Source organism: Verticiella sediminum (assembly GCF_007558815.1).
Lineage (GTDB): Bacteria > Pseudomonadota > Gammaproteobacteria > Burkholderiales > Burkholderiaceae_B > Verticiella > Verticiella sediminum.
In genome coordinates, this window is the sequence record NZ_VLTJ01000039.1 from 18,227 (window position 1) to 36,938 (window position 18,712).

Annotated in this window: 19 protein-coding genes and 1 pseudogene; 10 read left to right on the plus strand and 10 right to left on the minus strand. The window is 65.8% G+C overall.

Features of this window, described 5'->3' with window-relative positions:
• Positions 1-7: 7 nt before the first annotated feature.
• Positions 8-904 (minus strand): AEC family transporter, encoded by an 897-nt coding sequence (locus FOZ76_RS19525; RefSeq protein WP_143949959.1) that lies wholly within the window; start codon positions 902-904, stop codon positions 8-10.
• Between the two features lie 179 nt (positions 905-1,083).
• Here FOZ76_RS19525 and FOZ76_RS19530 point away from each other — a divergent pair, with 179 nt between their 5' ends.
• A complete protein-coding gene (locus tag FOZ76_RS19530) occupies positions 1,084-2,022 on the plus strand; it encodes a tripartite tricarboxylate transporter substrate binding protein BugE (protein ID WP_246129723.1) in 939 nt (312 codons plus the stop codon).
• 112 nt (positions 2,023-2,134) lie between these two features.
• Here the strand turns inward: FOZ76_RS19530 and FOZ76_RS19535 are convergent, their stop codons facing one another.
• A complete protein-coding gene (locus tag FOZ76_RS19535) occupies positions 2,135-3,625 on the minus strand; it encodes an MmgE/PrpD family protein (protein ID WP_170235541.1) in 1,491 nt (496 codons plus the stop codon).
• On the opposite strand from FOZ76_RS19535, the gene FOZ76_RS19540 reads away from it, so the two are divergent.
• The 6 genes from FOZ76_RS19540 to FOZ76_RS19565 all read left to right on the plus strand — a co-directional run bounded on the left by FOZ76_RS19540 (position 3,624) and on the right by FOZ76_RS19565 (position 10,804).
• Positions 3,624-4,547 carry a LysR substrate-binding domain-containing protein gene (locus FOZ76_RS19540; RefSeq protein WP_143949962.1) on the plus strand — a complete coding sequence of 308 codons (924 nt, stop codon included), beginning with the start codon at positions 3,624-3,626 and terminating at the stop codon, positions 4,545-4,547. The two genes, FOZ76_RS19535 and FOZ76_RS19540, sit on opposite strands and share 2 nt — an antisense overlap.
• 327 nt (positions 4,548-4,874) lie before the next feature.
• Positions 4,875-5,699, plus strand: a complete 825-nt coding sequence (locus tag FOZ76_RS19545) for a tripartite tricarboxylate transporter substrate binding protein (protein ID WP_170235542.1) — start codon at positions 4,875-4,877, stop codon at positions 5,697-5,699.
• A 6-nt stretch (positions 5,700-5,705) separates the two neighbouring features.
• On the plus strand, positions 5,706-7,103 hold the full coding sequence (locus FOZ76_RS19550) for an MmgE/PrpD family protein (RefSeq protein WP_143949964.1): 1,398 nt from the start codon (positions 5,706-5,708) through the stop codon (positions 7,101-7,103).
• A 37-nt stretch (positions 7,104-7,140) separates the two neighbouring features.
• A complete protein-coding gene (locus tag FOZ76_RS19555; protein WP_143949965.1) occupies positions 7,141-8,538 on the plus strand; it encodes an MmgE/PrpD family protein in 1,398 nt (465 codons plus the stop codon).
• A gap of 33 nt (positions 8,539-8,571) precedes the next feature.
• Positions 8,572-9,369 (plus strand): N-acyl homoserine lactonase family protein, encoded by a 798-nt coding sequence (locus FOZ76_RS19560; protein ID WP_143949966.1) that lies wholly within the window; start codon positions 8,572-8,574, stop codon positions 9,367-9,369.
• A 40-nt stretch (positions 9,370-9,409) separates the two neighbouring features.
• Positions 9,410-10,804: an MmgE/PrpD family protein gene (locus FOZ76_RS19565; RefSeq protein WP_170235543.1), complete on the plus strand. Its 1,395-nt coding sequence runs from the start codon at positions 9,410-9,412 to the stop codon at positions 10,802-10,804.
• On the opposite strand, the gene FOZ76_RS19570 is transcribed toward FOZ76_RS19565, so the two are convergent.
• Both FOZ76_RS19570 and FOZ76_RS19575 read right to left on the minus strand, forming a co-directional pair.
• Entirely contained in the window at positions 10,758-11,030 is a 273-nt protein-coding gene (locus tag FOZ76_RS19570; protein WP_143949968.1) for a hypothetical protein, read from the minus strand. The two genes, FOZ76_RS19565 and FOZ76_RS19570, sit on opposite strands and share 47 nt — an antisense overlap.
• A complete protein-coding gene (locus FOZ76_RS19575; RefSeq protein WP_246129649.1) occupies positions 11,027-11,866 on the minus strand; it encodes an ABC transporter ATP-binding protein in 840 nt (279 codons plus the stop codon). The genes FOZ76_RS19570 and FOZ76_RS19575 overlap by 4 nt, the downstream gene beginning before the upstream one ends.
• A 35-nt stretch (positions 11,867-11,901) precedes the next feature.
• Between FOZ76_RS19575 and FOZ76_RS19580 the strand changes: the two are divergent.
• Both FOZ76_RS19580 and yghX read left to right on the plus strand, forming a co-directional pair.
• Positions 11,902-12,366, plus strand: a pseudogene (locus FOZ76_RS19580) (substrate-binding domain-containing protein); the annotation flags it as partial.
• Positions 12,367-12,715: 349 nt separating this feature from the next.
• Positions 12,716-13,603 carry a YghX family hydrolase gene (gene yghX, locus FOZ76_RS19585; RefSeq protein WP_143949971.1) on the plus strand — a complete coding sequence of 296 codons (888 nt, stop codon included), beginning with the start codon at positions 12,716-12,718 and terminating at the stop codon, positions 13,601-13,603.
• 57 nt (positions 13,604-13,660) lie between these two features.
• Here the strand turns inward: yghX and panC are convergent, their stop codons facing one another.
• From panC to FOZ76_RS19600, 3 genes are all read right to left on the minus strand, one after another.
• On the minus strand, positions 13,661-14,506 hold the full coding sequence (gene panC / locus FOZ76_RS19590) for a pantoate--beta-alanine ligase (protein WP_143949972.1): 846 nt from the start codon (positions 14,504-14,506) through the stop codon (positions 13,661-13,663).
• A gap of 100 nt (positions 14,507-14,606) precedes the next feature.
• Positions 14,607-15,443: a segregation and condensation protein A gene (locus tag FOZ76_RS19595; protein ID WP_143950664.1), complete on the minus strand. Its 837-nt coding sequence runs from the start codon at positions 15,441-15,443 to the stop codon at positions 14,607-14,609.
• Positions 15,444-15,490: 47 nt separating this feature from the next.
• Positions 15,491-15,679 (minus strand): DUF3460 family protein, encoded by a 189-nt coding sequence (locus FOZ76_RS19600; protein ID WP_143949973.1) that lies wholly within the window; start codon positions 15,677-15,679, stop codon positions 15,491-15,493.
• A gap of 167 nt (positions 15,680-15,846) precedes the next feature.
• On the opposite strand from FOZ76_RS19600, the gene FOZ76_RS19605 reads away from it, so the two are divergent.
• Positions 15,847-16,152 carry a copper-binding protein gene (locus tag FOZ76_RS19605; protein WP_143949974.1) on the plus strand — a complete coding sequence of 102 codons (306 nt, stop codon included), beginning with the start codon at positions 15,847-15,849 and terminating at the stop codon, positions 16,150-16,152.
• Positions 16,153-16,259: 107 nt separating this feature from the next.
• Here the strand turns inward: FOZ76_RS19605 and hslU are convergent, their stop codons facing one another.
• The 3 genes from hslU to dksA form a co-directional block, all read right to left on the minus strand.
• A complete protein-coding gene (gene hslU / locus FOZ76_RS19610) occupies positions 16,260-17,591 on the minus strand; it encodes an ATP-dependent protease ATPase subunit HslU (RefSeq protein ID WP_143949975.1) in 1,332 nt (443 codons plus the stop codon).
• Positions 17,592-17,689: 98 nt separating this feature from the next.
• The gene (gene hslV / locus FOZ76_RS19615) at positions 17,690-18,226 is read right to left on the minus strand and encodes an ATP-dependent protease subunit HslV (protein WP_143949976.1); all 537 of its coding nucleotides are present in this window, start codon (positions 18,224-18,226) and stop codon (positions 17,690-17,692) included.
• A 14-nt stretch (positions 18,227-18,240) separates the two neighbouring features.
• Complete coding sequence (dksA, locus tag FOZ76_RS19620; RefSeq protein ID WP_143949977.1) at positions 18,241-18,699, minus strand: RNA polymerase-binding protein DksA; 459 nt, start codon at positions 18,697-18,699, stop codon at positions 18,241-18,243.
• Between the last annotated feature and the right edge of the window lie 13 nt (positions 18,700-18,712).

An 18,712-nucleotide genomic window follows, 5' to 3' on the forward strand; every position in this document is an offset into this window, starting at 1 on the left:
TCGGACATCAGGTCATGAGTAGCATCCAGAGGGGGATGGTGACCAGCGAGGCCACCGTGCCCAGCGAGATGAGCAGCGCGACTAGACGCCCGTCGCCGCCCATGCGGGCAGCGAGCACGTAGGCGCTGGAAGCCGTCGGTAATGCGGCGAAGAGCAGCAGCATGTTCTGTTCGAGGGGAGACAGATCGAGGGCCGGGATGCGCCCGATCAGCACCGCGACCAGGGGCAGCGCGAGCAGCTTGACCGCCATCATCCAGCCCACCAGCTTCTCCGACCCGCGTGCCGAGTGCACGGTCAGGCTGGCGCCCACGCAAATCAGGCCCAGCGCCAGCGCTGCCGCGCCCAGCCGGCGCAGGAAGATGTCCACGGGTTCGGGCAGCACCAGGCCGGAGAAGTTCGCGACCAGGGCGAGCAGGGTGGTGACGAACAAGGGGTTGCGCAGCAGGGCGCCGAGCAGGCTGCTGCCGCCGTGCCGCGCGAGCGCGTACACCGCGAGGAAGTTGGCCAAGGGCACGCCGAAGCCGATCAGCAGCGCCATGACCGCCGCGCCGTCCGCGCCGCCCATGCTGTGCGCGAGCGCCAGGGCGAGATAGGAGTTGAAGCGAAAACCGCACTGCACTACCGAGGCGAAGCGCACGGGATCGGGCCGCAGCACCAGCGCGAGCCAGGACAGCCCGGCCCCGGCGGCCATCAGGAGCAGGCAGGCCTGCAGCAGGTCGGCCGCCTGGCCCAGGTCGATCGGGCGGGCGAGGATGGTCTGAAAGAGCAGCGCGGGAAAGAGGATGTAGTAGACGAGCCGTTCGACTTCGGAGAAGAACCGGGCGTCGAAACCGAGCCGGTGACGCAGCGCAAGACCGAGCGCGAGCAGCAGGAAGTCGGGGAAAACTAATAGAGCGATGGACATGCTGGTTTGCTATGCTCGCAAAGCACGGTCGGCACACCTGCCGGCCGCTGCCGGAGACGAGCGCGGCCTACGAGGCGGTGCGCAGGTTCTGACAACCAATATTCAGAGGAACAAGAGTGATGATGAAGACTCAACGCACGATGACGTTTGGCCGCCTGGTGCTGGCTGCCACGGTCGGGATGATGGGCATGACGGCCGGCGCGCATGCGCAAAGCAGCTACCCGAACAAACCTATCCGCCTGATCGTGCCGTTCGCGCCCGGTGGCTCGACCGACATTATCGCCCGTCTGGTCGGCGACCGCATGGGCAAGGAGTTGGGTCAGCCCGTCGTCATCGAGAACAAGGGTGGCGGGGGCGGTTCGATCGGCGCCACGGAGGCCGCGCGCGCCGCCCCCGACGGCTACACCCTGTCGATCGCCACGGTCTCGACCATGGCCGTCAACCCGGCCTGCTATGAAAAGCTTTCCTACGATCCGCTCAAGGATTTCCAGCCGGTCACCAACTTCGCCAACACCGCCAACGTGATCGCGGTCAATCCGAAGTTCCCGGCCAAGGATTTCAAGAGCTTCGTCGAGGAACTCAAGGCGAACCCGAACAAGTATTCCTACGGCTCATCAGGCACCTGCGGCGTGCTGCACCTGTTCGGCGAAGCCTTCCGCGGCTCGACCGACACCGATATCGTGCACGTGCCCTATCGTGGCTCGGGCCCGGCGGTGATCGATACGGTGGCTGGCCAGGTCCAGATCATCTTCGACAACCTGCCGTCCTCCATGCCGCAGATCGAAGCGGGCCGCCTCACGCCCATGGCCATCGCCTGGCCCGAGCGCCTGAAGCAGCTACCCGACGTCCCGACGCTGGCCGAGGCGGGCTATCCTGAACTCAACCAGCCGGTGTGGTATGGCCTGCTCGCGCCGGCCGGCACGCCGATGGAAGCGGTCAACACGCTGCGCGACGCTGCCGTCAAGGTGCTGGCGCAGCCCGACGTGATCGAAGCGCTGGCCAAGCAGGGCGCCGCGCCTTCCGGCAACACGCCCGAGGAGTTCGCCGCGGAGATCAAGACCCAGTACGACTGGGCCAAGGAAATCACCGAAAAGCAGAACATCAAGCTGGAGCAATAAGCATCCGAACGCGGCGCCACAGCCGCGTGTGAAGCCCCGGTGCTGGCAGGCCCCGGGGCTTTTTTTCGCCGCCGGGCCGCGTCAAGGCATCGTTCCAACGGCGCGAGCGCGGTCACCTTCGCAAGGCCAGGTCTCGCGCAATCCTGCCCCCGCCGTCGTCTGCCGAGCCGAGCCGGCTCAATTGATCGAACAATGCGCCGGCCGCCGGATCGCCCAGGGCCCGCCGCGCGCCGTCCAGGAACTTCTCTTTCCGATCGGCGTCCGTCAGCGGCCAGGCCGGCGAGCCCGGCGTCTTGTCTACCCGCATTCGATACCGTCCCCGGCTGGTCCGGACTGTCACGTCGGTGTACCCCTTCAATCCCGAATAGACCTTCGAATCCTCGATGCGATGACGCCGCACCTTCTTCATGAGCGCACGCACGGGCTTGCGCATCACCTGGTCGTCGGTGAAGCTGTTCATTGTCAGCGTGCCATCGATGAACGCAGCGGCCGCACAATATTCGATGCTGAATTTCGCCTCCAGCCCCGTGTGAGGATTCGAGCTGATCAAGGCGCCGTCGCCGCCCGGCAGGAAGCCGATGTCGATGCTCTCGATCTCATCGGCTCGCAGGCCGTGCTCTTCTTTCAGTTGCAGCAGTCCGCCCACCGCCCGATGGTTGGCGTAGCAACACGGCCAGCGCTTGACGTAAATGCCGGGCTCGGCGATTTCCCAAGGGGCGCCAAGGCGTTCGATACATTCGGCCAGCGGAGTGGCTCCCTCGCCGGCGTAGGTCGACAGGAACCCGCCGGGTACGTCGAAGATCGATCTTTCCGCGGTGCACCCATTGCGCGCCAGCCAGACCGAGAGCAGCGCGCTGCGTGCCGCATGCCCCGCATGAAAAGGCTTGGCCATGGACCCGAAATTTCGCACCAGTCCGCTTGCCTGCGTGGCGGCCAAGCCCCAGGCCGTACGCAGTTGGTCGGGATCGAGCCGCCACAGGCGCGCCACGGCCGCGGTGCTCGACATGACGCCCACTGTCGCCGTCGTGTGCCAACCGCGGAAATAATGGCCGTCCCCGACCGCCACACCCAGCTTGCCCGCCACCTCGAGGCCGAGCACGTAGGACGCCAAGGCATGTTCGCCGCTGGCGCCCGCATCGGCGCCGGCCGCGAGAATCGCGGGAACCAGCGTCGTACTGGGATGCCCGCGCAAGGTGGGCATCGCGTCGTCGAAATCCAGCGCGTGGCTGGCGATGGCATTGGCGAAGGCCGCTTCCGCGGGCGAGGTGGAGAGCGTCCGTCCCCATACCGCCACGCGCCCGCGCGCGCCGTTTTCCTCCGCCCAGCGTGCGGCCAGCTCGCTGACCGGCTCCGTCAGGCCGAGCAGCGCGCAGCCCACGGTATCGATGAATGCTGCCCTGGCCGCGGGCAATGCCTGCGCGGGCAGCGCGGCGACCCGGGTATCGATGACGAATTCCGCCAGACGTTGCGTCAACACGATGTCTCCCTCCTTTTGCACTTTTCGGAACCGAAACGATGTCGCCATCGGACGGGGACCAGCGTTATCTTTAAAGCCGCTGTATTCCAACGAACTCCAATGGCGGCCTGATGGCCGGACGATCATGCGACAACTCGACATTGCTTCGCTCGAATTGCTGGTGTTGGCCATCGAGGAAAGCAGCCTCAGCAAGGCTGCCAAACAGGAAAACCAGGTCGCGTCGGCAGCGAGCAAGCGCATCTCGATGCTGGAATCGCGCGTCGGGACGGCGCTGCTGGAGCGGCGCCGGCACGGTGTGAGACCCACAGCCGCGGGCTTGATGCTGTACCAGCATGCAAAGGCCATCCTGCGCAGCGTGCAGGTCGCGGAAGACGCGCTGGGCGCCTACAACCAGTTCGGCAATGCCACCATCCGGCTCGCCGCGAATCCATCGACCACCCTCCAGTGGCTGCCGGATGTGATGAGCGGCTTCACGCGCGAGCATCCCGGCCTGAACGTGGACCTGATCGAAGCGCTGAGCCAGAACATCCCGGTCATGGTGTCCGAGGGCCGCGCGGACATGGGCATCTACCATGCCAGGCATCCGAATCCCGGCGTGACGTCGTACGCCTACCGTCGCGATCGCATCGGCCTGGTGACGCCGCAATGGCATCCGCTGGCGCAGCGAGCGGCCATCCGCCTGGAAGACGCGCTGGAGTACGAGTTCCTCGGCTATTTTCCGCTCCATACGCTCGAAGCCTTCATGGCATTGGCCGGCAGCACCATCTCTCGCCCGCCCACGGTGAAGACCCAGGTGGCGAACCTGGAGGCGCGATGCAGGATGGTGCGCGAGGGATTGGGTCTGGCCATCGTTCCGGAGAATGTCGTGCGTACCTATTTGCGTCCGTTGTCGCTGACGCTCGTTCCGCTCATCGACGAGTGGGCCGAGCGTTGTTTCTTCATCTGCGTGCGGGACGCGGCGGTGCTGAGCGAGCCGGCCGCGCGCATGTTGCGTTACCTGCGCGAGAGCTGTACTGCCGATACGTCACAGCTTGCCGAGGAGCGGTAGGGGCGGCAAGAGCCCATGCCGATTTTGTTCACAGTTGTTCCAAACTTTCATCGCCGGTGTGTTTCGCGTCCCTAGAATAAGTCTCTGATACGACAACATGTTCTCGCGCCGCCAGAGCAGCGAGACGCACAGGAGACGACCATGTGGACCAGGCATATCGGTGCGGCGCTAGGCGTCGTCGCTGCTTCGACGCTGTTGCATTGCGGCGCGGCAGTGAGTGCAACCAGGGCGCCGGCGCAAGGCGCGCAAGAACCGCAGGATTATCCCAATCGCCAGGTACGCGTGATCGTGCCGTTTCCGCCCGGCAGCTCCGACACTGTGGCGCGCATGCTGGCCGAGCAGTTGGGCGAGGCCTTTCGCCAGACGTTCTACATCGACAATCGCCCGGGGGCGTCCGGTACGCTGGGTTCGGGCGTCGCCGCTCGCGCCGAGCCGGACGGTTATACGCTGCTTTTCCCCACGTGCTCCCACGCGATCAGCGCAGTCAGCGTCAAGAACATTCCCTTCGACTCGGTGCAGGACTTCACTCCGGTGGCGAAGGTCGCCGATTCGCCGATGGTGCTGGTCGCCAATCCGTCGTTGCCCGCCAACAGCGTCCAGGAACTGATCGCGCTGGCGAAAAAAGATCCCGGTGCGCTGACTTACGCGACCAACGGCCCGGGCAGCATCACCTCGCTGGGGATGGTGCTGTTCAAGAGCATGACGGGGGTCAGCATGCGCGACATTCCGTACAAGGGTGCGGGGCAGTCGCTGACCGCGCTGATCGGTGGCGAAATCAACTTCATGCTCGCGCCGCTGGGCGCCGTGTCCGCCTATCTGCAGGCGAATCAGCTAAAGGCGCTGGCGATCGCCTCGGGCCGCCGCTCGCCGCTGGTGCCCGACCTGCCGACGATCGCCGAATCCGGGGTTCCGGGCTATGAGGCGACTTGCTGGTATGGGGTGCTGGCGCCCAAGGATATGCCGGCGCCGATCGTGCAGAAGCTGCAGGATCAGATCGAGAAGGCCATGCAAAGCGCCGAAATGAAGAACCGTCTGGCGACATTGGGCGTTGAACCCTCGCCGGAGAGCGGCGCGACGTTCGGCGCCTACATGGCGTCCGAGATCGACAAGTGGGGCAAGGTCTACAAGGACACCGGACTGGCGCAGGAGTAGCCGAGAATGACCGCAACGACACTGAATGCAAACGACAAGCCGAAGAATGAAAAGACGTTGACCGGGGCGTTCGCCGACTGCCTGCTGGACATCCGCTACGACACGCTGCCGGCGGCGGCGATCGAGGTGGCGCGTCACGTGGCGCTGGACGGACTCGGCGTCATGATCGCGGGCGCGTCCGAGCCGCTCGGGTTGGGCCGTATCTCCATCGAGTACACGCGCGAAATGGGCGGCAACCCGCAGGCATCGGTGGCCACCGCCGGTTTCAAGACGTCGATGTCCAACGCTGCCTACGTCAATGGCACGCTGGCGCACGCGCTCGATTGGGACAACACCTGGTACCCACTGAACCATCCTACCTCGCCCACGCTGCCCGCGATCCTGGCGGTGGCCGAGCATCGCAAGCTGCCGGGCCACCGGATCATCGAGGCCATTGTCGCCGCCTTCGAAACGCAAGGCCGCCTGCGCCTGGCGGCTGGCGCCGCGATGAAGAACGGCGAGGGTTTCCACAAGCCGGGCATGACCGGCACCTTCGGCGCCGTCGCCGGCGTGGCCCGCTTGATCGGCCTGGACCGCCAACAAACGCTGATGGCCCTGGGGCTGGCGGGCTCGCGCGCGGGCAGCGTTGCACTCAACACCGGCACCATGACCAAATCGTCCCATTCGGGCCATGCCGCGCGCATCGGCGTCGATTGCGGATTGCTGGCGGAAAAGGGCTGGACCGCCACGGCGGACATTTTCGGACCGAAAGGGTTCTTCGACACGTTTCTGCACGGCGGCGGCACGCCGGCGCTGCTGGTCGAAGGCTTTGCCGCGCCGCTGCGCATGGTGGATCCGGGTGTGGGTTTCAAGAAATATCCGAGCAACTACTTCACGCATCGTCCCATCGACGCGGCACTGGCGCTGCGCAAGGCGCCTGGTTTCCGGGGCAGCGACATCGATCGCATCGACATCGACTTCCCGGCGTTCGACTACGTTGACCGGCCGCAGCCGCGCACTGGCCTGGACGGCAAGTTCAGCGTGCAGTACGCCACGGTGGTGGCCCTGCTGGACGGCGAGATCACCATCGATTCGTTCACCAACGAACGCCGCTTTGCCGACGACGTGCAGGCGCTGCTGCCGCGCGTGACGCTGCGCAAGGACACGTCCATACCGGGGGATTTCGATCAGACCTGGGCGGTGGTGACGGTGCGACTGAAGGACGGCCGCACCTGCGTGCAGAAGATGCAGGAGCTGTCCGGCTGGATCGGTTATCCGCTCACGCGCGAGCAGCGGCTGGAGAAGTTCTTCGGCGCCACGCGCCGCGCGCTGGACCAGACCCGCGCGCAGCGCGTGGTCGACCTGGTGGAGAAGCTGGACGCGATCGACGATATCGACGAGGTCATGACCATCGTGCGCGCGTAAGCCATAGAAGTTAAATCAATCTTCAAAGGAGTACGAAGTGGCCAAGCAGGAGAATTTCGACGACACCCACTCGCGCGGAATCGCGCAGTTCGTAGCGGGCTTGCGCTATGACAAGCTGCCCAGCGAAGTGCGTGAGCGCACCAAGCTTCTGCTGCTCGACGCGTTCGGATGCGGCTTGTATGGTGCGCACCTGGAATGGAGCCGGATCCTGCAGCGTACGTTGAAGAACATGGACGCAACACGCGCATGCACGGTATGGGGCACGTCCGAGAAGCTCTCCGCATCCAATGCGGCCCTGGTGAACGGCACGCAGGTTCAAGGTTTCGAACTCGACGATGCACACCACCGCGGCGTGGTTCACCTGGGCGCGGCCACGCTGCCCGCGCTGGTTGCCGTGGCGCAAGATCGCGGGTTGAGCGGCAAGGACTTCCTGACCGCAGCCGTGGCCGCCTACGAGATTGGCCCGCGTGTCGGGATCTGCATGACGCCGGACCATATCGGGCAGGGCTGGCATCCAGCGGGGACCATCGGAATCTTCGCCGCCGCGATGGGCACGGCGCGGGCATTGGGCCTGGATACCGAGCAGACCATCCATGCGCTGGGCCATGCAGGCACACAATCCTCCGGCCTGATGGCCGCACAGTATGGCGCCATGGTCAAGCGCGTGCACGCCGGTCACGCGGCGCAGTGCGGGTTGCTGGGCGCTTACTTCGCCGAGAACAGCCTGACGGGCATACGCAATGTGTTCGAGTGCGAATACGGCGGCTTCTGCACCACGTTTTCCCGTTCGCATGATCGATTCAACATGCAAGATCTGACGGCTGGCCTGGGCGACGTCTGGGAAACCATGAACGTGTCGCTCAAGTTCTATTCGTGCGTCTTCAGCGGGCATACCGCACTGAATGCCATCACCGACATCCAGGAGGAGCACCCCTTCGGTCCGGATGACTTCGAGCGCATCGTAGTGCACGGCTCCAAGGTGACGATGGACCACGTCGGCTGGAAGTACAAGCCCGAAGGAATGACCGCCGCGCAGCTCAACCTGCCTTTCTGCATCGCCACATTGCTGCTGGAAGGGGATGTCTTCGTCGACCAGTTCAATGACGCGGCCATCCAGGACCCGCGCCGCATCGCGCTGCTGGAGAAGGTAGAGGTTGTCGAAGACCCTGCCATCACCGCGCGCGGAGGAAAGTACCGGCACATGGTGCGGGTCGAGGTGTTCTTCAAGGACGGCCAGCGGCTCGAGCGGACCGTGGAAGTGTCGCGCGGCAGCGAGAAGCGTTTCGCGCCGCAATCGGACATCGTGTCGAAGTTCGAGAAACTGGCGCGCCACGTCCTGCCCGAATCCCAGATGAACGAGTTGCGCGACACGGTGTTGTCGCTGGACTCGCTTGACGATGCGGCACGACTGGGCGAACTGCTGACCGTGCGCTGAGGGGCTTTCCCCTGATACCGATAGGAGAACAAGATGGCACTGCCTACCTACGAAGTCTATGCAATTCGCTACGCATGGCGCCCGCTCCAGCGCAAGGACAACTTCCTGGGCGGCGACCCGCACGAGGGGCCGATGCCGATGGATTATTTTGTCTGGTGTATCCGCAATTCCGAACGCACCTTCGTGGTGGACGTGGGCTTCACGGAGGAGGTCGGCAACAAGCGCAAGCGCAACTATCTGCGCACGCCGCGGCAGGGCCTGGCGCAGATCGGCGTAGACACCACGCAGGTCAAGGATGTGATCATTTCGCACATGCACTACGACCACGCCGGTACGCTGGACGACTTTCCCAATGCCCAGTTCCATATACAGGACGACGAAATGGCGTACGCCACCGGCCGGTATATGGGCAACCATCAATTCAGCCATGGCATCGAGGTCGAGGACGTGCTGGGCATGGTGCGGCGGGTCTTCAAGAATCGGGTCAGCTTTCATCGCGGCACCGAGGAACTGGCGCCCGGCGTCAGCGTGCATCGCATCGGCGGCCACACGGCGGGTCTGCAATCGGTGCGGGTGCATACGAAGCGCGGATGGATGGTGCTGGCCTCCGATGCCTCGCACTACTACGAGCATATCGAGACGGAACGCTTCTTCCGGTCCGTGTTCAACGTCGGCGAGATGCTGGACGGCTACCGCACGCTGCGTTCGCTCGCCGAATCGATCAACCACATCATTCCCGGCCACGATCCGCTCGTGATGAAACGGTATCCCGCACCGGCGCCGGCGCTGGAAGGGATAGTGGCGCGGCTGGACGAAGAGCCGCGCCTGTAGAACAAGCATGGTCTTGGAGCAAGCCCCCAGGGGGACATTGATGCAAACAGCGACCCACATCGAACACGATCCGAGTGCCGAGGCGACCGCGGCCCGGCAGCTCGCGCGGCGCTTCGCCGGCATGAACTACGACAGCCTGCCGGAGCAGGCGCGCTCCGCGATGAAGCGGCTGTTGCTGGATTACCTGGGCGTGGCGCTGGCCGGCAGCCAGACGGAGAGCGGGCGGATTGCCCGCGCCTACGCCGCGTCGGATGGCGGCCATACGGATTCGACGCTGATCGGAGGTGCAGGCAAAGTGCCGGCCGGACAAGCCGCATTCGCCAATGCGATCTCGTCGCACAGCATCGAGCTCGACGACATCGACGTGTTCGCCTATTTCCATTTCAGCCCGCCGGTCTTCTCCGCCGCGCTGGCCGCGGCACAGGAGTGCAGCGCGGACGGCCGCAAGTTGCTGGTGGCATTGGCCGCCGGCTGCGAGATGATGGAGCGCGTCAGCCGCGCCGCGAATCCTTCGCTGCGCGACCGGAGCTATCACTCGACACCCACGTGCGGTGTGTTCGGCGCGGCCATTGCCGCGGGGACGTTGTGGGACCTGGACGAATCCCGCATCGTGTCGGCCATCGGGCTCGCGGGTGCGCAGGCCTGCGGGATTCTGGAATTCCACGGGCCGGCGATGCAGAAGCGCTTCAGCCCCGGCCCGGGCGCGCGCGGCGGCATTACAGCGGCGCGCATGGCGCAATTGGGCTTCACGGGCCAGGATTCGGTGCTCGAAGGGCCGCGCGGGTTCTTGACGGCCTATACCGATATCCATGACGCTGCCCGGTTGACCGATGGGCTGGACGAACCCTTCCAACTGGACATCGAATTCAAGCCCTACGCCTGCGCCAGGCCGATACACAACGCTATCGATTGCGCATTGCGCATCCGGGAGCGGCAGCATCCCGACCTTGCCGCGATCCGTTCGATTACCGTGGCACGGCATCCTTCCTGGGCCCACAAGCATCAGAACAAGACGCCGGCGTCATACCATGCCGCGCAGATGAGCATGCATTATTCGGTAGCCGTGGCCTTGCGCGACGGGCGCGCGCTCCTGGAGGAGTTCTCGGACGCCAATCTGAGGGACCCGGCGCTGCAACGATTGATGCAGGTGACCGATATCACGACGGATCCCGGGCTGCCGCGCGGCGTGTCGTGCCGCATGACGGTGACGATGAACGACGGCCGCAACTGGACCGAACAGGTGGATTATCCGAAGGGCTCGATCCAGGAGCCGATGAGTGACGCCGAGATCGAGGCAAAGTTCATGCGGCTCGCGGAGCCGGTCATCGGGAAGTCGGCCGCGGCACGGCTGGCCGAGACGAGCCAGCAGGTAGAGCGCTGCAAGGACGTCAACGCGCTGATGGACTTGACCGTGCGCGCAGCGCCCGTCCGATGACCGTGGCCGCCAGGGGCAGCTTGACGGTTTGCCAGATGATGTCGAGGTAGTACGGCTCGAGCAGCCGCGCATAGTTGGCCAGGGTGTATGACGTGCCGCCGATGCCGCCGGCCGAGCGTTCCTGCAGGGACAGTTGCAGGATCGCCAGCACGGGGACCGCCAGCAGGCCGATCACCACCACCGCATAGGGCAGGGTTCCCAGCAACGCGGTCCGGTTGGGTTTCATGCAGCTTCCCCCAGCAGAAGCACATCATCCGGAGCGATCCCGACCAAGGTGCCTTCCTGCAGCCGGGCCTGGGGGGTCAGGTGCATGGTGACGGGGCTGGGCAAGGCGGTGCCGCTGTGCGCGCAGCTCAGTTGCACCGAGACCTCGCACTTGTCGCCACAGAACACTTCGGACAGAACCTTGGCCCGGAAGACGTTGTGTCCGTCCGCCACGTCCCCCGATACGGGCTTGATGCTTTCCGGGCGGATGGAGATCCAGTGCTGGCCGTGGGTTCCCTTGCCGGAGGCACGGCAAGCCATTCTGTTGCCGCCGTTGAGCACGGCGATGGCGCCGGTCCCGTTGCGCTCGAAGGTTACGACCTTGAGCAGGTTGGAAGCGCCGATGAAATCCGCTACGAAATGGTTGGCTGGAAACGCATAGATCTCACGCGGGCCCACCCGCTGTTGCTGGCCACCCGACAGTTGTGCCGGATAGCGCTCGGCCAGATGGCTCAGGCCGACCATCTCGAGGGCCTCGGCGACGCGGCCGGGCCGCTGCGCTTGGGGCACGGCCTTCTGCACCTTGAGGCCGAAACCCACGTTCTCCCGCACGATGAGGTGAGGGAACAGGGCATAGTTCTGGAACACCAGCCCGATACCCCGCCGATACGGGGGCGTCGCCGTGATGTCCTGGCCATCGACAGTGATGCTTCCGGAATCGACGCGCTCGAACCCGGCCATGCAGCGCAGCATCGTTGTCTTGCCGCGACCGCTCGGTCCAAGCAGAGAGACGAACTCGCCGTGTCGGATCGAGCAGTCGATGGGGCCGACCGTAACGCCCTTTCCATAGTTGCGCACCACCGAATTAGAAAGGCAGGTCGAAACGAGGCTACAAGGCAATAGGATGCGCAGGCTTCTCGCCCAGCGAGACGGGACGTTTCCGGGATCGCCAGGAAGGTTTCCAGACCGCCTTGCGCGAAGCCGGCGTACGAGCGGATCTCGTCGCGTTCGTCGATGAATCACTGGGCTTCGCCGCGGGCAAGGCCACGCTGGACCAACTGCTGCGCCTGGAGTCCGAACTGGACGCGGTCTTCTGCGTGACCGACGTGCTGGCCGCCGGCATCCTGTTCGAATGCGCCCGCCGCGACCTGCGCGTGCCGCAGCAACTCGCCGTTGCCGGATTCGGCGACTATGAAATCGCGTCCGAGATCTCTCCCAAGCTGACCACGGTACGAACACGCAGCTATGAGATCGGCGTCAGCGCGGCCGACCTGCTGGTGGGCACCCTCAGGGGCGAACCGGACATTCCCAAGGTGCGCGACGTGGGATACGAACTGGTTCTGCGCGAATCGCTGTGATGCATCGGTCGCCTGCTGACCCGCTGGGGCGGCTCGCCAGTGTCATGCCCCATGAATTCGCCCCCGCCGTGGGTGCGTGGTATCGGCCGTGGCCGGGAGGGGGTGCCGGGTGTCCGTTCCGGGGGCCGCGAGCACCGAGCGGCTCGAGGTAGAGCCAACCGCCTGTCTGGTTTAAGCTTTCAGCTTCCTGGTGATTCTTGCCAGGGGTTTGACTCAGGTCCTTTTTCTGCCGCCGGGCCGCTCCCAACGCAAAAAGCGCCCCCTGTGTGGGGCAGCGTCGCCGCCCAGCGGCAAGCGTGGGGGGGCCTTTCTTGCCGCCCGCGTCTTCCTTCATCGACAGGAGCATGACATGGCCCGCTTGACCGCACGCGACTTTCCTCCCGAGATCCTGCAGCTCTACGACTTCTATGTGCATGGCCGGATCTCGCGCCGCGACTTCCTCGACCGTGCGGCGCGCTATGCCGTGGGCGGTGCCACGGCGGCCGGCCTGCTCGCCGCACTCAGCCCCGATTACGCGCTCGCCATGCAGGTGTCGTTCACCGATCCCGACATTACGGCCGAGTACATCCGCTATCCCTCGCCGCAGGGGCACGGCGAAGTGCGCGGCTACCTGGTGCGGCCCGCGAAGGCGGCGGGTGCGGTGCCCGGCGTGGTGGTGGTGCACGAGAATCGCGGCCTGAACCCCTACATCGAGGATGTGGCGCGGCGCCTGGCCAAGGCCGGCTTCGTGGCGCTGGCGCCCGACGGGCTCAGCTCGGTGGGCGGCTATCCGGGCAACGACGAGCAGGGCCGCGAGCTGCAGCAGAAGGTCGACCCCGAGAAGCTGATGAACGACTTCTTCGCCGCGGTCGAATACCTCCTGCGCGGCGATGCGACGACGGGCAAGGTGGGCATCACGGGCTTTTGCTACGGTGGTGGTGTGGCCAACGCGGCTGCCGCGGCGTTTCCCGAGCTGTCGGCGGCCGTGCCGTTCTACGGCATGCAGGCGCCCGTCGACGCCGTGCCGCGCATCCAGGCGCCGCTGCTGCTGCACTACGCCGAGACCGATCCTCGCATCAACGAGGGCTGGCCGGCCTACGAGGCCGCATTGAAGGCCGCGGGCAAGACCTACGAGGGGCACGTCTATCCCGGCACCGGCCACGGGTTCCACAACGACTCCACCCCGCGCTACGACGAGGCGGCTGCCAATCTCGCCTGGGAGCGTACCGTCGCCTGGTTCAGGCAATACCTCGCCTAGCCCGGCACAGGCGGACGGCCGAGGCGCGCCGCTCCGGCGCGCCCGGCGGCGCCCGCGTCAGTCCAGTTCGAGGTTGTCGATCAGCCGGGTCTTGCCCAACTTGGCCGCGGCCAGCGCAACCAGCGGTTCGCCCTGTTGCATGTCCTCGGGCGTGGGTGGCTTCAGGTCGTTCTGGCGCCGCACGGCGATGTAGTCGACCTTCCAGCCCCGCTCTGCGAGGGCCTGCGCGGCGCTCGCCTCGAGCGCCTGGGCGTTGCGCTCGCCCTGCTGCAGCCGGGCACGGATGTCCTGCAGATTGGCGTAGAGGCGGGGCGCCTCGGCCCGCTCCTCGGGGCTGAGGTAGGTATTGCGCGACGAGAGCGCAAGGCCATCCTCGGCGCGCACGGTTTCCTGCGCCACGATCTCCACCGGCAACTGGAACTGGCGGCACATCTTGCGCACGACCATCAACTGCTGGTAGTCCTTCTTGCCGAACACGGCGACCTTGGGCTGCACGCAGGAGAACAGCTTGAGCACGATGGTGCTCACCCCGACGAAGAAGCCGGGGCGGAACTCGCCCTCGAGCATGTCGCCCAGGCCGGCGTCGGGCTGCACGCGGAACTGCTGCGGCTCCGGGTACAGTTCGCGCTCGTCGGGGGCGAACAGCACGTACACGTTGCGATCGCGCTCGAGTTTCTCGATGTCCTGCGCGAGCGTGCGCGGATAGCGGTCGAAATCCTCGTTCGGGCCGAACTGCAGGCGGTTCACGAAGATGCTCGCGACCACCGGGTCGCCATGGTGGCGCGCGGTCTTCATCAGGGCCAGGTGGCCCTCGTGCAGGTTGCCCATGGTGGGGACGAACGATACGCGCAGTTGGCCGCGAAGCTGGTCGCGCAGTTCTTCGATGGTGTGGACGACTTTCATGGTGGTGCCAGGAGGTGCCGCGGCCGGCTGGTCGCGCAAAACCGCGTTTATACCACCGCGGCGCCCGGCCCGCCGAATGGGGCGGGTGCGCGCGGGCGTTCTATTCGAGGGCCGGCTGGCTGCTGGTGTAGGCCAGACGCACGTAGATCGGCGCATAAGGCTCGGCCTGGGTGATCTCGAGCAGCGACTCGCGCGCGAGTTCGAGCATCGCGATGAAGTGCACGACGATCACCGCGGGCCCCGCGCCGGCGCGCACGCGTTCCATGAAGAGTTCGGTGAACTCCAGGAAGCGCGTGCCCTGCAGGCGGCGCAGGATCTGGCTCATGTGATCGCGCACCGAGAGCTCTTCGCGGCTGATGTGATGGTGCGCGTTGAGCTTGGCGCGCTTGAGGATGCCGACCCAGGCGTCGCGCAGGTCCAGCGCGCCGACCTCGGGCAGGCGCTCCTCGGCATCGAGCTGAGCAAGGGCCTGGGCGATGTGGAAGTCGCGGCCGAGCTGGGGCAGTTCGTCGAGCTTGCGCGACGCGATCTTGATGCGTTCGTACTCCAGCAGGCGGCGCACCAGTTCGGCGCGCGGGTCCTCGGGCTCGGGATCGGGGTCGTTCCTGACCACCGGCAGCAGCATGCGCGACTTGATCTCGATCAGCATGGCCGCCATGAGCAGGTACTCGGCCGCCAGTTCGAGATTGCGCGTGCGGATCTGATCGACGTAGGACAGATACTGCTGCGTCAGCTCGGCCATGGGGATGTCGAGGACGTTGAAGTTCTGCTTGCGGATCAGATAGAGCAGAAGGTCCAGCGGGCCTTCGAAGGTCTCGAGAAAGACCTCCAGGGCTTCGGGCGGGATGTAAAGATCCTGCGGCAGGTTGAACAGGGGCTCGCCGTACAGGCGCGCCAAGGCCACGCCGTCGATCACGTCCGGCGTGGTGTCCTGCATGGCGGGAGGCAGCCCGTGCGTATCGCCGGGCGTGGCACTGCTCGCGATCACTCGGTCTGGTAGACGTAGGGCTTTTGCGGTACACGGGCTTCGCGAAAGCCGTCCCAGATGTCGGCGTCGATGTCGCGATCCCACAGGCGGGCGCGGCCCTCGCGCTGCTTTTCCTCGAGCTTGGGGTCTTTCTTCTTCAGTTCGTCGATGAACTTGGTGATGTCGGATTGGTACGAATTGGCCATGATGCGTGGAGCCGGAGGATAGATGGGGGGATTCTAACCCGTGCGCGGGCGCTCGCGCGTCAGCCGCCGGTTCGACGGTAACGCCGTGGCGCATGCCGGCAGGTTTGGTTGCCTGTGCGCGATCGCGGCCGGCGTACAATCGGGGCTTCTGTCACCGAGAGGGACATATGAAGCATTCAGGCGTCAAGAAGTGGGCCGCGCGCGGCGCTGCCCTGATCCTGGCCACGGCGGCTGCCGTGGCCGCCGCGGCACCGAGCAAGCCGGTGGAGGGCGAGGTCCGCCGCATCGATGTGGCCGCCGGCACCATCACGCTCAAGCACGGCCCGATCCCCGAACTCGAGCTGCCCGCGATCACCCTGGTGTACCAGGTGCGCGATGCGGGGCTCGTCGCCGACGTCAAGCCGGGCGACAAGGTGCGCTTCTCGGCCGACCGGATCGACGGGCAGTACACGCTGATCAGCATCACCCGCTGAACCCGTCCGCGAGGCTCGGCCGTGGCCCGGCCTGGAGGGTTCGGCAAAGCGAAGGGGGCACGGCTTGCGCTGTGCCCCCTTCGCTTTTCGGACGCGATGCCCGCGCGTCAGAGAATGTAGCGCGCGAGGTCCTGCTTCTCGGCAACCTCGGCCAGCTTGTCCTCGACGTAGGCCGCATCGATCACGACCCGGGTGCCGCTCACGCGGTCGGCCTGGAACGACAGCTCCTCGAGCAGCTTTTCCATCACCGTATAGAGCCGGCGCGCGCCGATGTTCTCGGTCTTCTCGTTCACGGCGAAGGCCAGTTCGGCCAGGCGCGCAATGCCGTCCTCGGTGAACTCGATCTCGACGCCTTCGGTCTCGAGCAGCGCCTTGTACTGCTTGGTGAGCGCTGCATTGGTGCCGGACAGGATGCGCACGAAGTCGGCCGTGGTCAGCGAGTCGAGTTCGACGCGGATCGGAAAACGGCCCTGCAGTTCGGGGATGAGATCCGACGGGCGCGACAGGTGGAACGCGCCCGAACCGATGAAGAGGATGTGGTCGGTGTGCACCATGCCGTACTTGGTGTTCACCGTGGTGCCCTCGACCAGCGGCAGCAGGTCGCGCTGCACGCCCTGGCGCGAGACGTCCGAGCCGCCGGCGTCCTGGCGCGTGGCGATCTTGTCGATCTCGTCCAGGAACACGATGCCGGTCTGCTCGACGCTATGGATCGCCTTGGTGCGCAGCTCCTCCTCGTTGACGCGGCGCGCGGCCTCTTCGTCCACGAGCAGCTTGAAGGCTTCCTTGACGGGCAGCTTGCGCTTCTTTTTCTTGCCTTCGGACATGCCGGCGAACATCGAGCGGATCTGCTCGGTCATCTCCTCCATGCCGGGCGGCGACATGATCTCCATCTGCGGCGCCTGCTGGGCGAGGTCGACCTCGATCTCCATGGTGTCGAGCTGGCCTTCGCGCAGGCGCTTGCGGAATACCTGGCGGGCGTTGTTGTCCTCGCGCTGCGGTATGCCGTGCGCATCGCGCGCGGGGGGCACCAGCACGTCGAGGATGCGGTCTTCGGCGGCGTCCTCGGCGAGCGAGCGCACGCGCTTCATCTCGCTCTCGCGCATCTGCTTGACGGCGACTTCCGTCAGGTCGCGAATGATGGTGTCGACGTCGCGGCCGACATAGCCGACCTCGGTGAACTTGGTCGCCTCGATCTTGATGAAGGGCGCATCGGCCATCTTGGCGAGGCGGCGCGCGATTTCGGTCTTGCCCACGCCCGTGGGCCCGATCATGAGGATGTTCTTCGGCTGGATTTCATGGCGCAGCGGCTCGGGCACCTGCTGACGGCGCCAGCGGTTGCGCAGCGCAATCGCCATCGAGCGCTTGGCGCGGTCCTGGCCGACGATGTTCTTGTCGAGTTCGGAAACGATCTCGCTCGGGGTCATGGTGGTGGCGGACACGATGGAATTCCTTGTGTGGCGCGGGCGTGGTGCGGCGCGGTGCACACGCACCGTGTGGCCCGCAGTGCGGCGCCCACCCCAGGGGTGGGCGGCACGGGTTACTCCAGGATTTCGAGCGTGATGCTCGAATTGGTGTAGATGCAGAGGTCGCTGGCGATGCCCATCGCCTTGCGCACGATGTCTTCCGGGGGAAGCTCGGTGTTCTGCAGCAGGGCGAGCGCGGCGGATTGCGCGTACGCGCCGCCGGAGCCGATCGCCGCCAGACCCTGTTCCGGCTCGAGGACGTCGCCGTTGCCGGTGAGCACCAGCGTGGTGTCGCGATCGGCCACGATCAGCATGGCTTCGAGCCGGCGCAGGACGCGGTCGGTGCGCCAGTCGCGCGTGAGTTCGACTGCCGCGCGCGTGAGATGGCCCTGGTGCTTCTCGAGCTTGCCTTCGAAGCGCTCGAGCAGGGTGAAGGCATCGGCGGTGGCGCCGGCAAAGCCGACCAGCACCGAATCCTTGTAGAGCCGGCGCACCTTGCGCGCCGTACCCTTGATGACGATGTTGCCGAGGGTGACCTGGCCATCACCGGCGAGGGCGACGCGATTGCCGCGCCGCACGCAGACGATGGTGGTCCCGTGAAACTGCTCCATTGTGTCGAATGCTCCTAGTCGCCGTACAGCTTCTGCCGCATTTCGCGGCGTTGCTGCGCTTCCAGCGACAACGTGGCGGTGGGGCGAGCGAGCAGGCGCGGAACGCCGATGGGTTCACCGGTTTCCTCGCACCAGCCGTATTCGCCGCTGTCGATACGGGTGAGAGACTGCTGGACCTTCTTGAGCAGCTTGCGCTCGCGATCGCGCGTGCGCAGCTCGAGCGCGTGCTCTTCCTCGATCGTGGCGCGGTCGGCCGGGTCGGGAACGAACTGCGTCTCGCGCAGGTGCTCGGTGGTCTGGTCGGCGTTCTGCACGAGGCTGCGCTCGATTTCCCGCAGGCGATTGCGGAAGAAGGCGAGCTGGGCGTCGTTCATGTACTCGGATTCCGGCATCGCAAGGAGTTCTTCCTCGGTCAACAGCTTGTGTGCGCGGCCCGGGGCATCGGCGGCTTGGGGTGCCGTGTTACTAATCATGTAGAACGCTCCG